At 67.5% G+C, this 13,236-nt stretch carries 17 protein-coding genes and 1 pseudogene; 7 read left to right on the top strand and 11 right to left on the bottom strand.

Going from position 1 to position 13,236, the window contains the following annotated elements; translation table 11 throughout:
* Window positions 1–78: 78 nt before the first annotated feature.
* The 5 genes and pseudogenes from A3CW_RS0105155 to A3CW_RS45320 all read right to left on the bottom strand — a co-directional run bounded on the left by A3CW_RS0105155 (window position 79) and on the right by A3CW_RS45320 (window position 4,226).
* A pseudogene (locus tag A3CW_RS0105155) lies at window positions 79–629 on the bottom strand (hypothetical protein).
* Window positions 630–692: 63 nt separating this feature from the next.
* Window positions 693–908: a hypothetical protein gene (locus A3CW_RS0105150; RefSeq protein ID WP_028202602.1), complete on the bottom strand. Its 216-nt coding sequence runs from the start codon at window positions 906–908 to the stop codon at window positions 693–695.
* A 356-nt stretch (window positions 909–1,264) separates the two neighbouring features.
* Window positions 1,265–1,951, bottom strand: a complete 687-nt coding sequence (locus A3CW_RS45330) for an NADPH-dependent FMN reductase (protein WP_051481241.1) — start codon at window positions 1,949–1,951, stop codon at window positions 1,265–1,267.
* Window positions 1,952–2,363: 412 nt separating this feature from the next.
* A complete protein-coding gene (locus A3CW_RS45325; RefSeq protein ID WP_035512371.1) occupies window positions 2,364–2,696 on the bottom strand; it encodes a hypothetical protein in 333 nt (110 codons plus the stop codon).
* A 246-nt stretch (window positions 2,697–2,942) separates the two neighbouring features.
* Window positions 2,943–4,226: a cyanate transporter gene (locus tag A3CW_RS45320; RefSeq protein WP_245623551.1), complete on the bottom strand. Its 1,284-nt coding sequence runs from the start codon at window positions 4,224–4,226 to the stop codon at window positions 2,943–2,945.
* A 204-nt stretch (window positions 4,227–4,430) separates the two neighbouring features.
* Between A3CW_RS45320 and A3CW_RS0105130 the strand changes: the two genes are divergently transcribed.
* Entirely contained in the window at window positions 4,431–5,156 is a 726-nt protein-coding gene (locus tag A3CW_RS0105130; protein WP_028202601.1) for a GntR family transcriptional regulator, read from the top strand.
* 16 nt (window positions 5,157–5,172) lie between these two features.
* On the opposite strand, the gene A3CW_RS0105125 is transcribed toward A3CW_RS0105130, so the two are convergent.
* Complete coding sequence (locus A3CW_RS0105125) at window positions 5,173–5,385, bottom strand: hypothetical protein (RefSeq protein ID WP_028202600.1); 213 nt, start codon at window positions 5,383–5,385, stop codon at window positions 5,173–5,175.
* Window positions 5,386–5,476: 91 nt separating this feature from the next.
* A complete protein-coding gene (locus tag A3CW_RS0105120; RefSeq protein WP_028202599.1) occupies window positions 5,477–6,100 on the bottom strand; it encodes a glutathione binding-like protein in 624 nt (207 codons plus the stop codon).
* Window positions 6,101–6,188: 88 nt separating this feature from the next.
* Between A3CW_RS0105120 and A3CW_RS0105115 the strand changes: the two genes are divergently transcribed.
* The 4 genes from A3CW_RS0105115 to A3CW_RS50750 all read left to right on the top strand — a co-directional run bounded on the left by A3CW_RS0105115 (window position 6,189) and on the right by A3CW_RS50750 (window position 7,918).
* A complete protein-coding gene (locus tag A3CW_RS0105115) occupies window positions 6,189–6,857 on the top strand; it encodes a TetR/AcrR family transcriptional regulator (protein ID WP_028202598.1) in 669 nt (222 codons plus the stop codon).
* A gap of 115 nt (window positions 6,858–6,972) precedes the next feature.
* Window positions 6,973–7,167: a DUF1653 domain-containing protein gene (locus A3CW_RS0105110; RefSeq protein WP_028202597.1), complete on the top strand. Its 195-nt coding sequence runs from the start codon at window positions 6,973–6,975 to the stop codon at window positions 7,165–7,167.
* 45 nt (window positions 7,168–7,212) lie between these two features.
* Window positions 7,213–7,407: a YqaE/Pmp3 family membrane protein gene (locus A3CW_RS0105105; RefSeq protein ID WP_028202596.1), complete on the top strand. Its 195-nt coding sequence runs from the start codon at window positions 7,213–7,215 to the stop codon at window positions 7,405–7,407.
* A gap of 127 nt (window positions 7,408–7,534) precedes the next feature.
* Window positions 7,535–7,918: a hypothetical protein gene (locus tag A3CW_RS50750; protein WP_081771530.1), complete on the top strand. Its 384-nt coding sequence runs from the start codon at window positions 7,535–7,537 to the stop codon at window positions 7,916–7,918.
* A gap of 159 nt (window positions 7,919–8,077) precedes the next feature.
* Here A3CW_RS50750 and A3CW_RS45315 read toward each other — a convergent pair whose 3' ends face one another.
* Window positions 8,078–8,341, bottom strand: coding sequence for a DUF4148 domain-containing protein (locus A3CW_RS45315; protein ID WP_035512435.1), 264 nt, complete (start codon window positions 8,339–8,341; stop codon window positions 8,078–8,080).
* A gap of 388 nt (window positions 8,342–8,729) precedes the next feature.
* On the opposite strand from A3CW_RS45315, the gene A3CW_RS0105090 reads away from it, so the two are divergent.
* Window positions 8,730–9,020 (top strand): DUF4148 domain-containing protein, encoded by a 291-nt coding sequence (locus tag A3CW_RS0105090; RefSeq protein ID WP_028202594.1) that lies wholly within the window; start codon window positions 8,730–8,732, stop codon window positions 9,018–9,020.
* An 84-nt stretch (window positions 9,021–9,104) separates the two neighbouring features.
* Here the strand turns inward: A3CW_RS0105090 and A3CW_RS0105085 are convergent, their stop codons facing one another.
* The 3 genes from A3CW_RS0105085 to A3CW_RS0105075 all read right to left on the bottom strand — a co-directional run bounded on the left by A3CW_RS0105085 (window position 9,105) and on the right by A3CW_RS0105075 (window position 12,630).
* On the bottom strand, window positions 9,105–9,431 hold the full coding sequence (locus tag A3CW_RS0105085) for a 2Fe-2S iron-sulfur cluster-binding protein (RefSeq protein ID WP_245623542.1): 327 nt from the start codon (window positions 9,429–9,431) through the stop codon (window positions 9,105–9,107).
* Complete coding sequence (locus A3CW_RS0105080; RefSeq protein WP_028202592.1) at window positions 9,428–10,558, bottom strand: VIT1/CCC1 transporter family protein; 1,131 nt, start codon at window positions 10,556–10,558, stop codon at window positions 9,428–9,430. Before A3CW_RS0105080 ends, A3CW_RS0105085 begins: the two co-directional genes overlap by 4 nt.
* 101 nt (window positions 10,559–10,659) lie before the next feature.
* On the bottom strand, window positions 10,660–12,630 hold the full coding sequence (locus A3CW_RS0105075) for a sigma-54-dependent Fis family transcriptional regulator (protein ID WP_028202591.1): 1,971 nt from the start codon (window positions 12,628–12,630) through the stop codon (window positions 10,660–10,662).
* Window positions 12,631–12,873: 243 nt separating this feature from the next.
* Between A3CW_RS0105075 and A3CW_RS0105070 the strand changes: the two genes are divergently transcribed.
* Window positions 12,874–13,095 (top strand): DUF2964 family protein, encoded by a 222-nt coding sequence (locus tag A3CW_RS0105070; RefSeq protein WP_028202590.1) that lies wholly within the window; start codon window positions 12,874–12,876, stop codon window positions 13,093–13,095.
* Window positions 13,096–13,236 lie beyond the last annotated feature (141 nt).

Here is a 13,236-nt window from a genome sequence, read left to right as displayed (position 1 = left end):
TCCTCGTGCGGCTATGCAGCCATGCTAACAACACGCGTGTCGCGTTGCTGCAGGCTACGCGTGTCCTACGTTGTGGCGCTACTTCTTCAAGAGGCGCAGCGCGAAGCGTGCGAGCGTGGGCACGAGCGTCGGTCGCAACAGGCGCGCGTCGTAGCCGCTCATGCGCGCGTCGTTTTCTTCGAGGCAAAGTTCGATCATCTCGCGCGCTTCGAGCGAGTCGCCCAGCCCCTCGCGGTTCGCGGGCAGAAAATTCGAGTCGCGCGCGTTGCCTTGTGGCGCGCTTCCTCGGCCGCGTCCATTTTGATCGCTTCGCGCAGCAGCGGGTCGCTCAAAGTTTGCGCGTAAGTCAGCACGCGGATCGAGGCGCGGCCTTCGGTCTGCACGGCGATGTCCCAGATCGGCCGCGACGTGAGGCGGCCGAGCGCGTCGGGCTCGAGCGTTGGCCAGTCGAGCACGGCGGGGCGGTACGGGGCGTGGGTGTCGAGCAGCATCCGGCAGAACATCTTGCGGCGTTCGTCCGATCCGATCCTGATGGGCCCTGGCGTGTCGTGAGTCCAGCGTCGCAGCGCGGCGTCCTGCTCGGAGATGAAGGCTGCGTCTTCGTCCGGATGCTTCAGGGTTTCGGACATGAGCATCTAACGTGAAGGGGGTATGACTCCTATTCTGTCACAACCGTAAGGAAGCAGGCGCACTCACGCGCAGCGGCGCTGCTGGTCGATCCACATGCGCGCCCAGCGGCAGGCGTAGGCGAGCGCGTGCCTTTCTTCGAAGAAGTAATCGAGTTCGTCGAACGAATGCTGCGCGCCCGGCTGCGTGCCAATGGTGAGATTGGCGGCGAAAAGGCCGTTCGGGAGTTGCTGCGCGCTGGGGGCGACGACGTAGCCTTTGTAGCGTAATGGTGTGTTCATGGCCGCGCTTCCTGCTGATCTTCTGCTGATTTGCTCGGGTTCTCGTTCTGGGTGGCGCGTGTGTTTTGCTGCCCACTCACTGTGCCGACACGGACCAGCGTACGGGCCGCCGTATGTCGGTGGAACCAATCATTCGTCGCAAGCAAATCACGTGTGGCCTGGGACGGTCAGCAGAATGATCCGGATGAGGCGAGGGGTGAATCCGGCTTCAATGTGGACCGGGCGGCAGGCGGCGTCTGTGGGATGGCGCACGCGATGCGCGCCGCGCGAGACCGGCAATGTGGGTTAGGGAACGTTTCCCGCCCCGCGCGCTCGACGGCGTGCGGGTGGGCAAGCGGGAGAGGTGGGGCAGCGTGTCAGACGGCGAGGCTCAGGCGCTTTTCGGTGCGCGGCGCGTTGGCGGCCTGCGCGCCGCCGACGCCGTTCAAGGCGCTCGCCAGCGGCGCCGCGTAGTGTTCCTGGCCGCCGAACGCGAGCGCAAACTGCGCCGCCTGGCGGCCGACCGTGGCGAGCTGTTCGGCGACCTTGGCGTCGGAGCACTGCTGCGCGCTCTCGAAGCGCGTCTCCAGCGTGTTGATGCCCGCGCCGAACGGCGTTGGCCAGCCGCGCAGCGCGTGCACGATCGAGCGCAGCGAGGTCAACACCGAGCCCGCGGCCTGCCAGCCATAGGCCGTGACGATGCAGCCCACCGCGCGGCCGTCGAGGTAGGGGCGATTGTCGGCCCGCAGTTCTTCGAGTGTGTCGAGCGCGTTCTTCACGAGCCCGGAAACGCCGCCGTGATAGCCGGGCGTCGCGATGATGACAGCGTCGGCGGCGCGCACGGCTTCGATCAGCTCGAGCTGGGCATCGGTGCGAGTGGAGTCCTCGGGCGCATAGTGCGGCAGCGTGTGCAGGAACGTGCCGCCGAATAATTGCGTGCGCGCGCCGGCGTCTTCGGCGCCGCGCAGCGCGAAAGCGAGCGCGCGCTCGGTCGACGAGGCGGCGCGCGTCGTGCCGCCGATGCCCACCACGAGCGGGCGGCGATGCGAATCGGAAATGCTCAAGGGGGACTCCCGGAAATGCGATGAGACCTGGCTCGCGCGTGATCGGGCAACGCGGCCACGAAGCCTGGCAGGCTGGAAAGGGTCATCTTAGAGAGCGCGCTGCGCGGAGCGAAACGACTTTTTGTTCTATCCATATGCCGGCAGCGCCAGGTTGCGCTGCGCCATGCGCTCCGAAATGCATATGCGAAACCATTGGTTGGACACGCGGCGGGCCGTGGCTAAGATGAAGCCGTCTCCTCCATGACATCTCCTTGACATGGGATTCGGCCCCGCACTTCTCCGGTGACGGGGCTGTTTTTTTTCTGGAGACGGGAACGGGCGGCGCTTCGAGGTCCTCGAGGCCGTGATTGCGGCAGCTGCGTGCCGTGCTCTATGTCGTGCTGTGCGCCGCTGACTGCGGCCACGCGCTAGCTCACACCGTCAGCACGTTGCCATCGGGGCCGATTTGCGGCGGAATTTCCGGCAGGGTGCCGTTGCCTGGCGCGGTGCGCCCGGGGGCGCCCGGCGTAGCCGGCAGCGTAGGCGCCGGAGCGCGCACGGCCGGTTCGGCGATCTTGCGGGTGGTGAGCTTGTCGGCAGAGGCAAGCTTGTGCTTGGTGCCGTGATGCGCCTTCTTGCCGGCATTGCCCGCATGCGCCGAGGGCGTGCGGGCTTCCGGCGGATTCCAGATCTCGATGTAGTGTTCCCCGGCGATCGCGGTGGACGCGAGGACGCCCAGCAAGGTCCCCGTGATGAAGAATCGCACGTCGTGTTCTCCGTTTCGATATACAGGCCGGGGCCGCACCATGCACCGGGGCGCGATGGAGCGGCGCAACCCGGTACGGCGACCGGGCGGCACGGCCGGCCGGCTGCACGCACTGTACATTCATACAGGCGCTTATGCAAACGTTTCACGACCTGCTGCGGGCGATGTGTTGCATGGGAGCGCCGCGGCCCGGCGGGGCGCCTTGCAGGGCTTGCGCCGGCGCTCGATCTGAGGTGTACGGGAGGCTCAGGCGTCGAGCGCAGCGCGGCTTTGCGCGATCGCGCCGTCTGCGTTCGGACCGTGGGAGCCGAGCCAGCGCCCGTAGCTGCGCGGCGAGAACGCGAGCGTGAGCACGATCATCGCGCTGATCGATACAGCGAGCATGATCCACGCGCCCGTGAAGCCGCCCGTGAGGTCGCGCACGCGGCCGGCCACGATGGGGGCGAGTGCGGCGATCACGAAGCCCAGACCCTGGACGAAGGCGACGAGGCGCGCGGCCACGCGGTGGTCCGCGCAATGGTCGAGCGCGGTGACGAGCGTGACCGAGAACGTGCCGCCGAGCCCCGCGCCGGCCGCCGCGACCCACAGCAGCGGCGCGGCCTCGGGCCATGCGGCGAGGCCGATCACGCCGACGAGCTGGCCACACAGGCCCAGAACGAGCCACGGACGCCGGTCCGTGAACGCCGCCGCGGCGAGCGGCAGGAGCAGCGCGCTGGCGGCCTGGAACACGGTCATCGCGGCGAGCAGCGAGCCGCTCGCTTCGACGCTCGCGCCATGCTGCTGATAGTAGGCGGGCAGCCACGCGACGAGACTCGTATAGCCGCCGTTTACTAGCCCGAAATGCAGGCCGAGCGTCCATGCCCGGCGCTTGCGCCAGACCGGCACCATTGCCGCGTCGGCATGCTCCTGGGAGGGCGAGGTGGCGGCCTGCTGTGCGCGCCGGCCTGCGCCGAACCCGCCGTTCAACACCCCCCAGATCGCGAGCGCGACCAGCGCCGGCAATGCCCAGACGGCAAGCCCCGCATGCCACGAACCACTGAGGCGCGCGACGAGCGGGCTCAGGCTCGCGCCGAGCCCGCCGCCGCCCATGATCGACGCCGAGAACAGCCCCATTGCGAGCGGCACCCGCGTGGCGAAGCGTTGCTTCATGACGGCGGGCAGCAGCGCCTGGATGGCCGCGACGCCCGCGCCGGCCGCGGCCGCCGTGAGCATGAGCGCGCCGCCGCTGGCGGCGAATGCGCGAGCCGCGCACGCCGCGGCAATCGCCACGAGCCCGAGCGCGACGCCGCGCGTCTCGCCGAGCCGGCGCGCGAGCAGGCCGGTGCCGAACGCGCCGAGCCCCATCGCGACGACGGGGAGGCTCGTGAGCAGCGATGCGCCGTAGAAGCTCAGCCCGGTGTCGTTGCGAATGGTCGTCATGAGCGGGCTGATCGAGGTGAGCAGCGGCCGCAGATTCAGGCCGATCGCGACGATCGCGGCATACCACGCGAGTACGCTGGCCGACTCGCCGGACGGCGTCTGGGAACCAATGGAGCGGTTTTGAGGGTTCAATGTGGTCAACCTTTTTACAGCTGTATGGTTGACCATTATACAAAATAATTGTCAACAATCTGACGATACCCGCTATGTCCGGCATGGGCGATCGAGTATGGGCGCGCGTCTATATCGCCTCGCCATGGGGCTCGCTACAATGCGACCTGACCCACCGACCCAACCCAGCTAGCGCGCCTGCCCATGGCCCAATCCTCCCGCCTCGCTCCGCCCCGCGATACCGACGAACCGTCCGATGTCGAAGCGCATGTCTATGCGTCGATTTCTTCCGCGCTGCTGGAAGGCAAGCTCGCGCCGGGCCAGCAACTGGTGGAGCGCGAACTCGCGGCGGCGTTCGGCTGCACGCGCGGCGCGTTGCGCAAGGTGCTGGCGCGCCTCGGCTTCGAAGGCAAGCTCGTGCTCGAACCCAATCGCGGCGCGTTCGTGCCGTCGCCCTCCGAGGACGACATACGCGCCGTGTACCGCGCGCGCCAGGTGGCCGAAGCGGGCGTGATGGTGAGCCTGTGCGGCACGCTCGACGCCGCGATGCGGCGCAAGCTCGCGGCCCACGTGCGCAGCGAGAAGAAGGCGTTGCGCGAGGCGCGTGTGGACGAAGCGGTGCGCCTCGCGGGGCAGTTCCATCTGCTGCTGACCGAGCAGGCGGGCGGCGCCGCGCTCGTGGAAGCGCTGGCGCAACTGGTCGCGAAAACGGAGCTCTACAAGGCCTTGTTCGATCCGTCGAAGGCGTCGATGTGCGCGCCCGACGAGCACGCGCAGATCATCGAGGCGCTCGAGGCGGGGGACCTCGCGGCGGCGCTCGCCACGATGCGTGCGCACCTGGGCGAGCTGGAGGAGCGGGTGGTGCAGCAGGCGCGTGCGCGCGCGGGCCGCGATCTCAAGACGGTGTTCGCGGATCTCGCGAACGGCTGAACGTGCAAGGCGCGCGTCAGCCCTGACCTACGCGCCGGCGCAACTCCTTCGAAGCCGCGAGCGGAATGCGCGCATCGTCCCACGTGGCGAGCCATTCGATCTCTTTCGCGGCGAACACCTGGCCATGATTGCGCAGCGCGTACTGCAATGAGTCGATGACGTGATTGCGGATGATTTCGGGCGTATGCGGGTCGTCGAGGACGATGCGCAAGGCTTCGAGCGTGGCCATTGTGCGGCTCCGGCGAATGTGGCGACCGCAACGTTATCGCACGACAAAAAAGCGCTTGTCGGGCGAGAAAAAATAGCCGGCAAAGCGCGCTTCAGTGCCGCGTGCGCTTGAAGATCTCGTACTCTTCGGCGAAGGCTCTCGCAACGGCGGGCCGCTCGCGCACGCGTTGCGCGTAGGTCGCGACGGCCTCCCATTGCGACACATCGATGCCCACGTACGGCGCCCAGTTTAGGACGGTCACGAGATAGGCGTCCGCGACGCTGAACGCGTCGAGCAGGAAGGTGCGCGATTCGAGATGCTGCGCGAGCAAGCCGAAGCGGCGCGGGATCTTGCCGCGCGCATAGTCCTTGACGGCCTCGTCCACGTCCTTGCCGAGCAGCGGCACGAACACGGCCTTGTGCAGCTCGGTGCCGATGAAGCCTAGCCATTGCTGCAGGCGCGCGCGCTCGCGCGTGCCCGCTGGCGGCGCGAGCCGTGCCTCGGGAAAACGGTCGGCCACCCACGGCAGCACCGCCGAGTTTTCGGTGAGCGTCCAGCCGTCGTCCTCGCGCAGCACCGGCACCTGGCCGAGTGCGTTGACGGCGAAGAAGTCGCCGCCTTCGGCGAGCTCCTTCGTGAGCGTATCGACCTGGATGTAGCGTGCCTGCGCGCCTGCCTCGTAGAGCGCGATGCGCGTGGCGAGCGAGCACGCCAGCGGGGCGAAATACAGATCCATCGTCATCCTCCATTGCGGGTTTTCGGGGTTTTCGGGCTTTTCGAATTTTTGTACTATAGTGAACAAAAATCGCCGATCCAATATTTCTATGCAATCCAGTACAAAAAAGGATAGCCGCCCGCGTGGGCGGCCGCGCGCCTACGATCCGCAAGAGGCGCTCGCCCGCGCGCGCGACACGTTCTGGCGCAATGGCTATGCAGGCACGTCGCTCGACGACCTGAGCGAGGCGACCGGCATGAACCGGCCGAGCCTATATGGCGCATTCGGCGACAAGCACGCGCTCTATCTGCAGACCATGGAGCGTTATGTGGAAGCGGGACGCACGGCGATGGAGTCCGCGCTGGACAGCGCAGTGCCGCTGCGCGAGGCGCTGATGCGTGTATTCGACGGCGCGCTCGGCTGGTATCTGCCGGCGCACGACGCAGCGCGCGGCTGCCTGCTGATCGGCACGGCGGCAGTGGAAGCCGTCAACGACGACGCGGTACGCGAGCGTCTTGCCGCTGGATTGCGCACGTTCGACAAGGCGTTCGAGCGGCGCCTGCGCGCGGCGCTCGCGCAAGGCGAGCTGCCGCCCGATGCCAGCGCGCCGATGCTGGCGCGCCTCGCCTCCGCGCTATTGCACAGCATGGCGCTGCGCGCGCGGGCCGGCGATTCGCGGGCCTCGCTGCGCGCCATGGCGGTGGCCGGCGTCACGCTGATCTGCGGCGCCGCGCCGGCTGCGGCCGATGCGCGTCCGGCGCGGCGCCGCGCGAAGTGATGTCACGCTAAAGCTTGCCTGCCGGCGTCTGCTACACGGGTCCGCATGCCGCTTTCCCTTGTTACACTGGCGCAGTCGCGCAAGGACGGCTTGCGCACTCGAAGAGGGGAACACGATGGTGCGCTACAGGCACTACAAGGGTGGCATTTACGAACTGGTTTGCGAGGCGACGCTCGAATCGGATCCTTCCGTCACGATGATCGTGTATCGCGCGGCGAACGGTACGATCTGGACGCGGCCCTCCAACGTGTTCTTCGAACTCGTCGAGTATGAAGGCGGACTCGTGCCGCGCTTCGCGCCCGTCAACTGATTCCTTTCACACTCGTCTTTTTCCACGCTTTAGAGGTTTCGCCGAATGCGTTTACTGATTGCGCTGATTCTGCCCTGGCTCCTGTTCTTCACCATTGGGCGTCCGATTGCGGGCATCGTCTGCCTGATCCTGCAAGTTACGCTGGTCGGGTGGATTCCGGCCGCGATCTGGGCCGTGTATTCGCTCAGCCAGTTCAAGACCGACCGGAAAATAGAGGACGCGCTCGGCCGTCGCGGCTAAATCCCTGAGCGGGCGTCTACGCGCCGCGTAGAGGCGCGTTCCGCGTTACAACGGTAACCCGTGCTCACAATTCAATAAGAACTTAACGCTGATTCTTCTTTCTTACAAATGGAAAGGAGAGTTCGCTATGTTCAAGTTCGTTCTCACGGTGGGCGCCATCGCGCTCCTTGCCGGGTGTGCGGTGGCCCCGGGCTACGACTATGGTTACGGCGGCTATGGCCAGCCGTACTCCACCGGTTATTACAGCGGCTACGCGCCGGGCTATGCGCCGACATATGGCAGCGTGAACATCGGCGTCTGGGGCGGTGGCGGCGGTCGCGATTATCACGGCGGCGACTGGCACGGCGGCGGCGGTGGCTGGCACGGTGGAGGTCCGGGTGGTCACGGTGGCGGTCACGGCGGACCTTGGGGGCCGCCGGGCGGCGGTCATGGGGGCGGCCCCGGCGGCGGCCATGGTGGCGGAGGCCACGGCGGTGGCGGTCACGGTGGCGGTGGACCGGGCGGCCGTTGATGCGGGCTTGCCGCTCACACTGGCGCCGCTTCGTGGTGCGCCATGATCCGCGCCGGGCCGGAAATCCGTTTCAAAACGAATCAGGCCCGCCACTCTCACGAGGGCGGGCCTGATGCTTTGCACGAGAACCCGGCGTCACAGCCGGGGTTGTCGCGAAACTTACTGGCTCGACTGCGACGTTCCATTCGTCGACGGGCCATAAGCCGTCGCGCGCTGCGCTGCGACCTTGGCTTCGGCAGCCTGAATGTTTTCCGGGTAGTGCATCCAGTCGCTCGGATCGTAGCCGGCGGCGCGCAGTTGCGCGAGATCGGCCCGAACTTCGGCACGGGTCACAGGTTGTTGCTGGGGTTGTGCCTGCGCGAACGCAGCGGCGGGCACGGCGACGATGGCGGCGAGCACAGCTGCCTTCAGAATCGACTTCATGACTAACCTCCGATTTTTTGTGGGGAGCCATCGCATCGGCGTGGCCCATCTCGACAATGTATGCGGGCGGAGGGTCAGGGTAAATACTTAGAAAACGAATTCAGTGTTCTCTTTGCGACAACAATCGGGTTCGAAATCTCCTGAAGTATTGCGCCAGGCACGTGCAATAAGGCGTGAAGGCCGTGGAACACCCGGCCCTAAAATCTCGCCGGATTATTGCGAAATCCGTAATTCCAATTCGCCTGAATCAGTCTGTATCCGGCCGGAGCGCTTGCCTAGAATCCACTCACAGCCAGCCGATGCGGCGAGTCGCAGCGAGCCGGCGGAGCACGACAGGGTATGCACCGTCGTTGCGCATCGACGTTAAATAATTCCGGAGGTTGTCACCATGAAGTCGCTTCTCAAGGCTGTTGCCGTCACCGTTGCTCTGGCCGCCCCGCTGGCCGCTTTCGCCCAGGCCGATCAAGGTCTGACCCGCGAGCAAGTGCGCGAGCAACTCGTTGAATTCCAGCAAACGAGCCGCAATCAGGCTGCAGTCGCCACCCAGACGGCCGCGCCGGTCGCCCAGACCGATGGCTCGTTCGGCGGCGTGAGCAACTCGACGTCGGTTGCGGGCGCTCGCTATGTGTCGGAAGCGGCTCGCACCGGTCCGCAATCGGTGTACTTCGGCGGCCAGTAAGCCTGTCGGCAGTACGCAGATAAAAGCGGCCCGCGATTTCGATTCGCGGGCCGTTTCGCATCCGGGCGCTGCGTTTTGCAGCCGCTACATCGCTTCCGCCTCTGGCACGTCGAGCACGAGATCCGTGCGCGCGACGGCCACGCAAGTCAGCACATAGCCCTCGGCTTTTTCCTCGCGGCTCAATCCGGGCCACTCGATCGTGAAGCTCACTTCGCCGCTCACCACGCGGCACAGGCAGGCGCGGCAGGTGCCGTTGCGGCACATGCGCGGCAGACGGATGCCCTCGAACGCCGCCGCTTCGAGCAAGGTCAGTTCGGGCGGCGCTTCGAAGCTGCGCCCGAGCGGCTCCACGCGGACGACGGGCACCTGCGGCGGGCCGTCCTGCACGCTTTCGTGGCTCATATCGCTCATGAAAGCGACACCCCGAGCAGCCGCCCCGCGCCCGCCGTGAACGCCGCCGCGGCGAGCCCGATCACGATCTGCCGGAACGCCGAGAAGGTTGCGCTGCGCCCGTTGAAGAGCGACGTGAACACGCCGACAAGGGCGAGCCCGCACGCGCTCAGCGCCACCGACTGCGCGATGGCCGTGACGCCGTGCGTCCACAGGAACGGGGCGGTCGGAAACGCCGCGCCGAGCGAGAAGAGGCAAAACGAGACGACGGCGGCCGACCACGGATTGCCGCCCAACTCTTTAGGGTCGATGCCAAGCTCCTCGCGCGCCAGCGTATTGAGCGCCTCGTCCTTGTTGCGCATGATCTGGGCGGCCACGCGGCGCGCTTCATCGGGATCGAGGCCCTTCGCCTGATAGATCAGCGCGAGCTCGTGGCGCTCGGCGTCGGGCGTGTGCTCGAGTTCGTCGGCTTCCTTCGCGAGCTGCGTGCGCGCCAGCTCCCGCGCGTTGGTCACCGAGAGCCATTCGCCGAGCGCCATGGAGCAGGCGCCAGCCACGAGGCCCGCAAGCCCCGTGAGCAAAATTGTGCGATTGACGCTGCCCGCGCCCGCCACGCCCATGATCAGGCAGAAGTTCGAGACGAGCCCGTCGTTCGCCCCCAGCACCGCTGCGCGCAGGTCGTTGCCCGACGTCGCGCTCTTGTGCCACGACTCGGCGGCGCCGATCGCTTCGCCGTGGCCGTGTTCGGGCTCGCGCTTCTTCGCGACGATCGCCTGGACGATGGCGGCGTGCTGCTGCTCCTGGGCGGAGAGCTTCTCGGCGCCGGGTTCGCGCGCGTAGCGGTCGCGGTCGGCGTATTCGGCGGCGGCGACGGTGGGCAGCACGAGCGAAGGGCCAAACGTGCGTGTGAGCGTTTGCAGCAAGCGAGTTTTTGCGCTGCGCCGATGCGGCGGGGGCGTGACGCCGTTGGCCGCGAGCTTCTCGCGCCAGACGCTCGCATGCTCGCGCTCGGAGGCGGCGAGTTCGGCGAAGATGCGGCGGCGCTCGTCGTCTTTCTCGACCGCGGATAGCGTGTCGTAGACGGCGGCGCTGTCGAGTTCGTCGGCGAGATTGCGCCGGAAGCGGTTGATTTCCTGAGCGGAGGCCATGGGCGCGCGGTGCGGGAAGCGATCCGCCAAGCTTACCCTGGCGTCGCGGTGGCCAGAAGCCGCACCTCGCCTCCTGCTTCGCTCCTGCCTGTCCGGTGCGCTCAGCGGCGCTGACGCAGATGCCGATAGACCGTGTTGCGTGCGAGACCGAGTTCGCGAGCCGCCGCAGAAACGTTGCCGCTGTGGCGCGCGAGGGTCTCTTCGATGAGCCGCGATTGCCAGACGGAGAGGCGCGCGGGCTCGGGTTCCGTGTCGCTCGTCCGGTTTTCGGCCGCGGCATCGGCGGACGGCTCCGCGCAGTCGCTCGCGGGGTCGCAATCGTGCATGAGGTCTTCGGGCAGATGCTCCATGTCGATGGCGTCTTCGCCTTCGGCCATGATCGCCGCCGTGCGCAGAGCGCTCGCGAGCTGACGCAGATTGCCCGGCCAGCGGCAGCGCGCGAAGCACGCCCGGACGGCCGGCGTGAGACGCGCGGGCGCGCCCGGCACCTCGCGCCGCACGATCTCGAGCATGCGGGCGACGAGCGCGTCGAGGTCGGTGCGTTCGGCCAGCGCCGGCAGCGTGACGACGAGGCCGTTGATGCGGTAGTAGAGATCCTCGCGGAACGTGCCTTCGGCGATCATCGCGCGCAGGTCGCGGTGCGTCGCGCAGACGATGCGCAAATCCACCGGCACCGCGCGCGTACCGCCGAGCGGCACGACGGCGCGCTCCTGCAGCACGCGCATGAGCCGCACCTGTTGCGCGAGCGGCATGTCGCCGATCTCGTCGAGAAACAGCGTGCCGCCATGCGCCTGCGCGATCTTGCCGGCGCTGCCGCGGCGCTTCGCGCCCGTGAACGCGCCGTCCTCGTAGCCGAACAGCTCCGCTTCGATCAGCGTGTCGGGCAGTGCGGCGCAGTTGAGCGCGACGAACGGGCCGTCGCGGCGCGGCGAATCGCGATGCAGCGCCCGTGCGAGCCATTCCTTGCCGGTGCCGGTGCGGCCGAGCACGAGCACGGGAATGTCGCGGCCGCGCACGCGCGCCACGCGCTGCAGGGCGGCGGCGAGCCGCGCGTCGCCGGTGTCGAGTTCGGCGAGCGTGGGCTGCGGCGTGGTGTCGGCTGCGTTGGGCGCCTTCGCGTGTGCGGGCGCGGGCGTGTACGGCGAGCGGGACGTTTCGGGTACGGCGCTTCGCGCGAACCTGGCGACGCCCGACATGGCCGCGCCGGGCGTGGCGCGCGCGATCACACGCACGCCGCTTGGCAGTGCGAGCGTGAGCGGCTCGCCGCTCGCGCGCATGAGCTGCTGCATGAATGCCGCGAACGGCTGGCCGAAGAGCGCCGCGAACTCGCGCTGCTGCAGCTCGGCGAGCGGCGCGCCGAACTGGAACAGGGCGCTGCGGTTTGCGCAGAGGAGCGTGCCATCGGCCGAGAATGCCGCCAATCCTTCGTAGAGCGTACCAATGAATTCCGCGCGCGCATGAAACTGGAGCCGGATGGCATCGGCGAATTCGGTGTTGAACAGATGGTTCTCGATCATCTGCGCCGACATGCGCACGAGCGCGAGCGTGTGCTTGTGAAAACCGCGCGACTCGCCGCTCACGTCGAGCGCGCCGAGCGTGCGTCCGTACGGATCCGCGATCGGCGCGCACGAACAGGTGAGGATGTGATTGGCGCGCAAAAAGTGCTCGCCCGCATGCACCGTGGTTGGCTGGCCTTCCACGAGCGCCGTGCCGATGGCATTCGTGCCGCGATGCTGCTCGGCCCAGGAAACGCCCGGGCGCAGCGCGACGCGCTGCGCTTTCTCGACGAAGTCGCTGTCGGCGAAGCTGTGGAGGATCACACCGTTGCGATCGGTGAGCAGCACCATGCTCTGCGTATCGACGATCTGCGCATGCAAGGCGTCCATGACGGGGCGCGCCTGATGATAGAGCGTGCGGTTCGTGTCGATCAGCTCGCGCAGGTCGGTGGCGGCCAGCGCGTCGAACTCGGGCGCCTCGGTGGCGCGCAGCCCGAGTGCGCGCGAGCGCGCGTGAGCCTGCGCGATGGCGTCCGCGCGGGCCGCGTCGTGCGGCGTGACGGGGCGTCGGGTCACTCGTGTCTCCAGTCGTTTTGGGCGCTACGCTGCGGCGCAGCATGGCAACTGCGCGCGCGGCGCCTCTGGGGCAGTTCATGGTACAGGATACGCGGCGGCTGCCAATTCGGGTTGAAGCCGGGTTGAACCCCGGGCTCAAGCCGCGACGGTGCCTCAACTGCGCCTTGAGTTTACTGGCGCGGGTGCCATGATGAAGGTGAGGGCGCATTCGCGTCGCGCCCCCGCTGAGTAGCGGAGTTCGTCATGGTGCACGGCGAATTGAGGATCGTGGTGGCGGTGCTCGCCACGTTCGTTGCGCTCTTTGGCCTCGGGTATGCGATTGACGGATTGATCTTCGACGAGAACAACGTCGTGCTCTCCGGAATGGTGACCGTGGCCCTTGGAATCGTCGCGTTCGTGGTGATGCTCACCCTGCACCCGAAGGACCTCGAAGATCTCGATCAGCCCCGGCATCGCGAATCCTGACGCGCCCGGGTGGCGCGCATGGTGCGATGCGGCAACCGGCGCAGCGCGTTGGCGCAGGGCCGGGGAGGAGAGTGTTTGTGCGCGCAACGGCGCACGCGCATGCTGCACCTGCGAAAAAGGGATCAGACGAAGACGCCGCTG

This window comes from Paraburkholderia nodosa DSM 21604, assembly GCF_000519185.1.
Lineage (GTDB): Bacteria > Pseudomonadota > Gammaproteobacteria > Burkholderiales > Burkholderiaceae > Paraburkholderia > Paraburkholderia nodosa.
The sequence above is the reverse complement of the archived record's forward strand: the minus strand, read 5'-3'. Positions and strand labels throughout refer to the sequence as shown.

What these genes read in the sequence shown, in the direction of transcription:
- A3CW_RS0105150 (WP_028202602.1), bottom strand. Translation starts at nt 908, where the DNA reads ATGAACACACCATTACGCTACAAAGGCTACGTCGTCGCCCCCAGCGCG.
- A3CW_RS0105130 (WP_028202601.1), top strand. Translation starts at nt 4,431, where the DNA reads ATGGCCCAATCCTCCCGCCTCGCTCCGCCCCGCGATACCGACGAACCG.
- A3CW_RS0105125 (WP_028202600.1), bottom strand. Translation starts at nt 5,385, where the DNA reads ATGGCCACGCTCGAAGCCTTGCGCATCGTCCTCGACGACCCGCATACG.
- A3CW_RS0105120 (WP_028202599.1), bottom strand. Translation starts at nt 6,100, where the DNA reads ATGGATCTGTATTTCGCCCCGCTGGCGTGCTCGCTCGCCACGCGCATC.
- A3CW_RS0105115 (WP_028202598.1), top strand. Translation starts at nt 6,189, where the DNA reads ATGCAATCCAGTACAAAAAAGGATAGCCGCCCGCGTGGGCGGCCGCGC.
- A3CW_RS0105110 (WP_028202597.1), top strand. Translation starts at nt 6,973, where the DNA reads ATGGTGCGCTACAGGCACTACAAGGGTGGCATTTACGAACTGGTTTGC.
- A3CW_RS0105105 (WP_028202596.1), top strand. Translation starts at nt 7,213, where the DNA reads ATGCGTTTACTGATTGCGCTGATTCTGCCCTGGCTCCTGTTCTTCACC.
- A3CW_RS50750 (WP_081771530.1), top strand. Translation starts at nt 7,535, where the DNA reads ATGTTCAAGTTCGTTCTCACGGTGGGCGCCATCGCGCTCCTTGCCGGG.
- A3CW_RS45315 (WP_035512435.1), bottom strand. Translation starts at nt 8,341, where the DNA reads ATGAAGTCGATTCTGAAGGCAGCTGTGCTCGCCGCCATCGTCGCCGTG.
- A3CW_RS0105090 (WP_028202594.1), top strand. Translation starts at nt 8,730, where the DNA reads ATGAAGTCGCTTCTCAAGGCTGTTGCCGTCACCGTTGCTCTGGCCGCC.
- A3CW_RS0105085 (WP_245623542.1), bottom strand. Translation starts at nt 9,431, where the DNA reads ATGAGCGATATGAGCCACGAAAGCGTGCAGGACGGCCCGCCGCAGGTG.
- A3CW_RS0105080 (WP_028202592.1), bottom strand. Translation starts at nt 10,558, where the DNA reads ATGGCCTCCGCTCAGGAAATCAACCGCTTCCGGCGCAATCTCGCCGAC.
- A3CW_RS0105070 (WP_028202590.1), top strand. Translation starts at nt 12,874, where the DNA reads ATGGTGCACGGCGAATTGAGGATCGTGGTGGCGGTGCTCGCCACGTTC.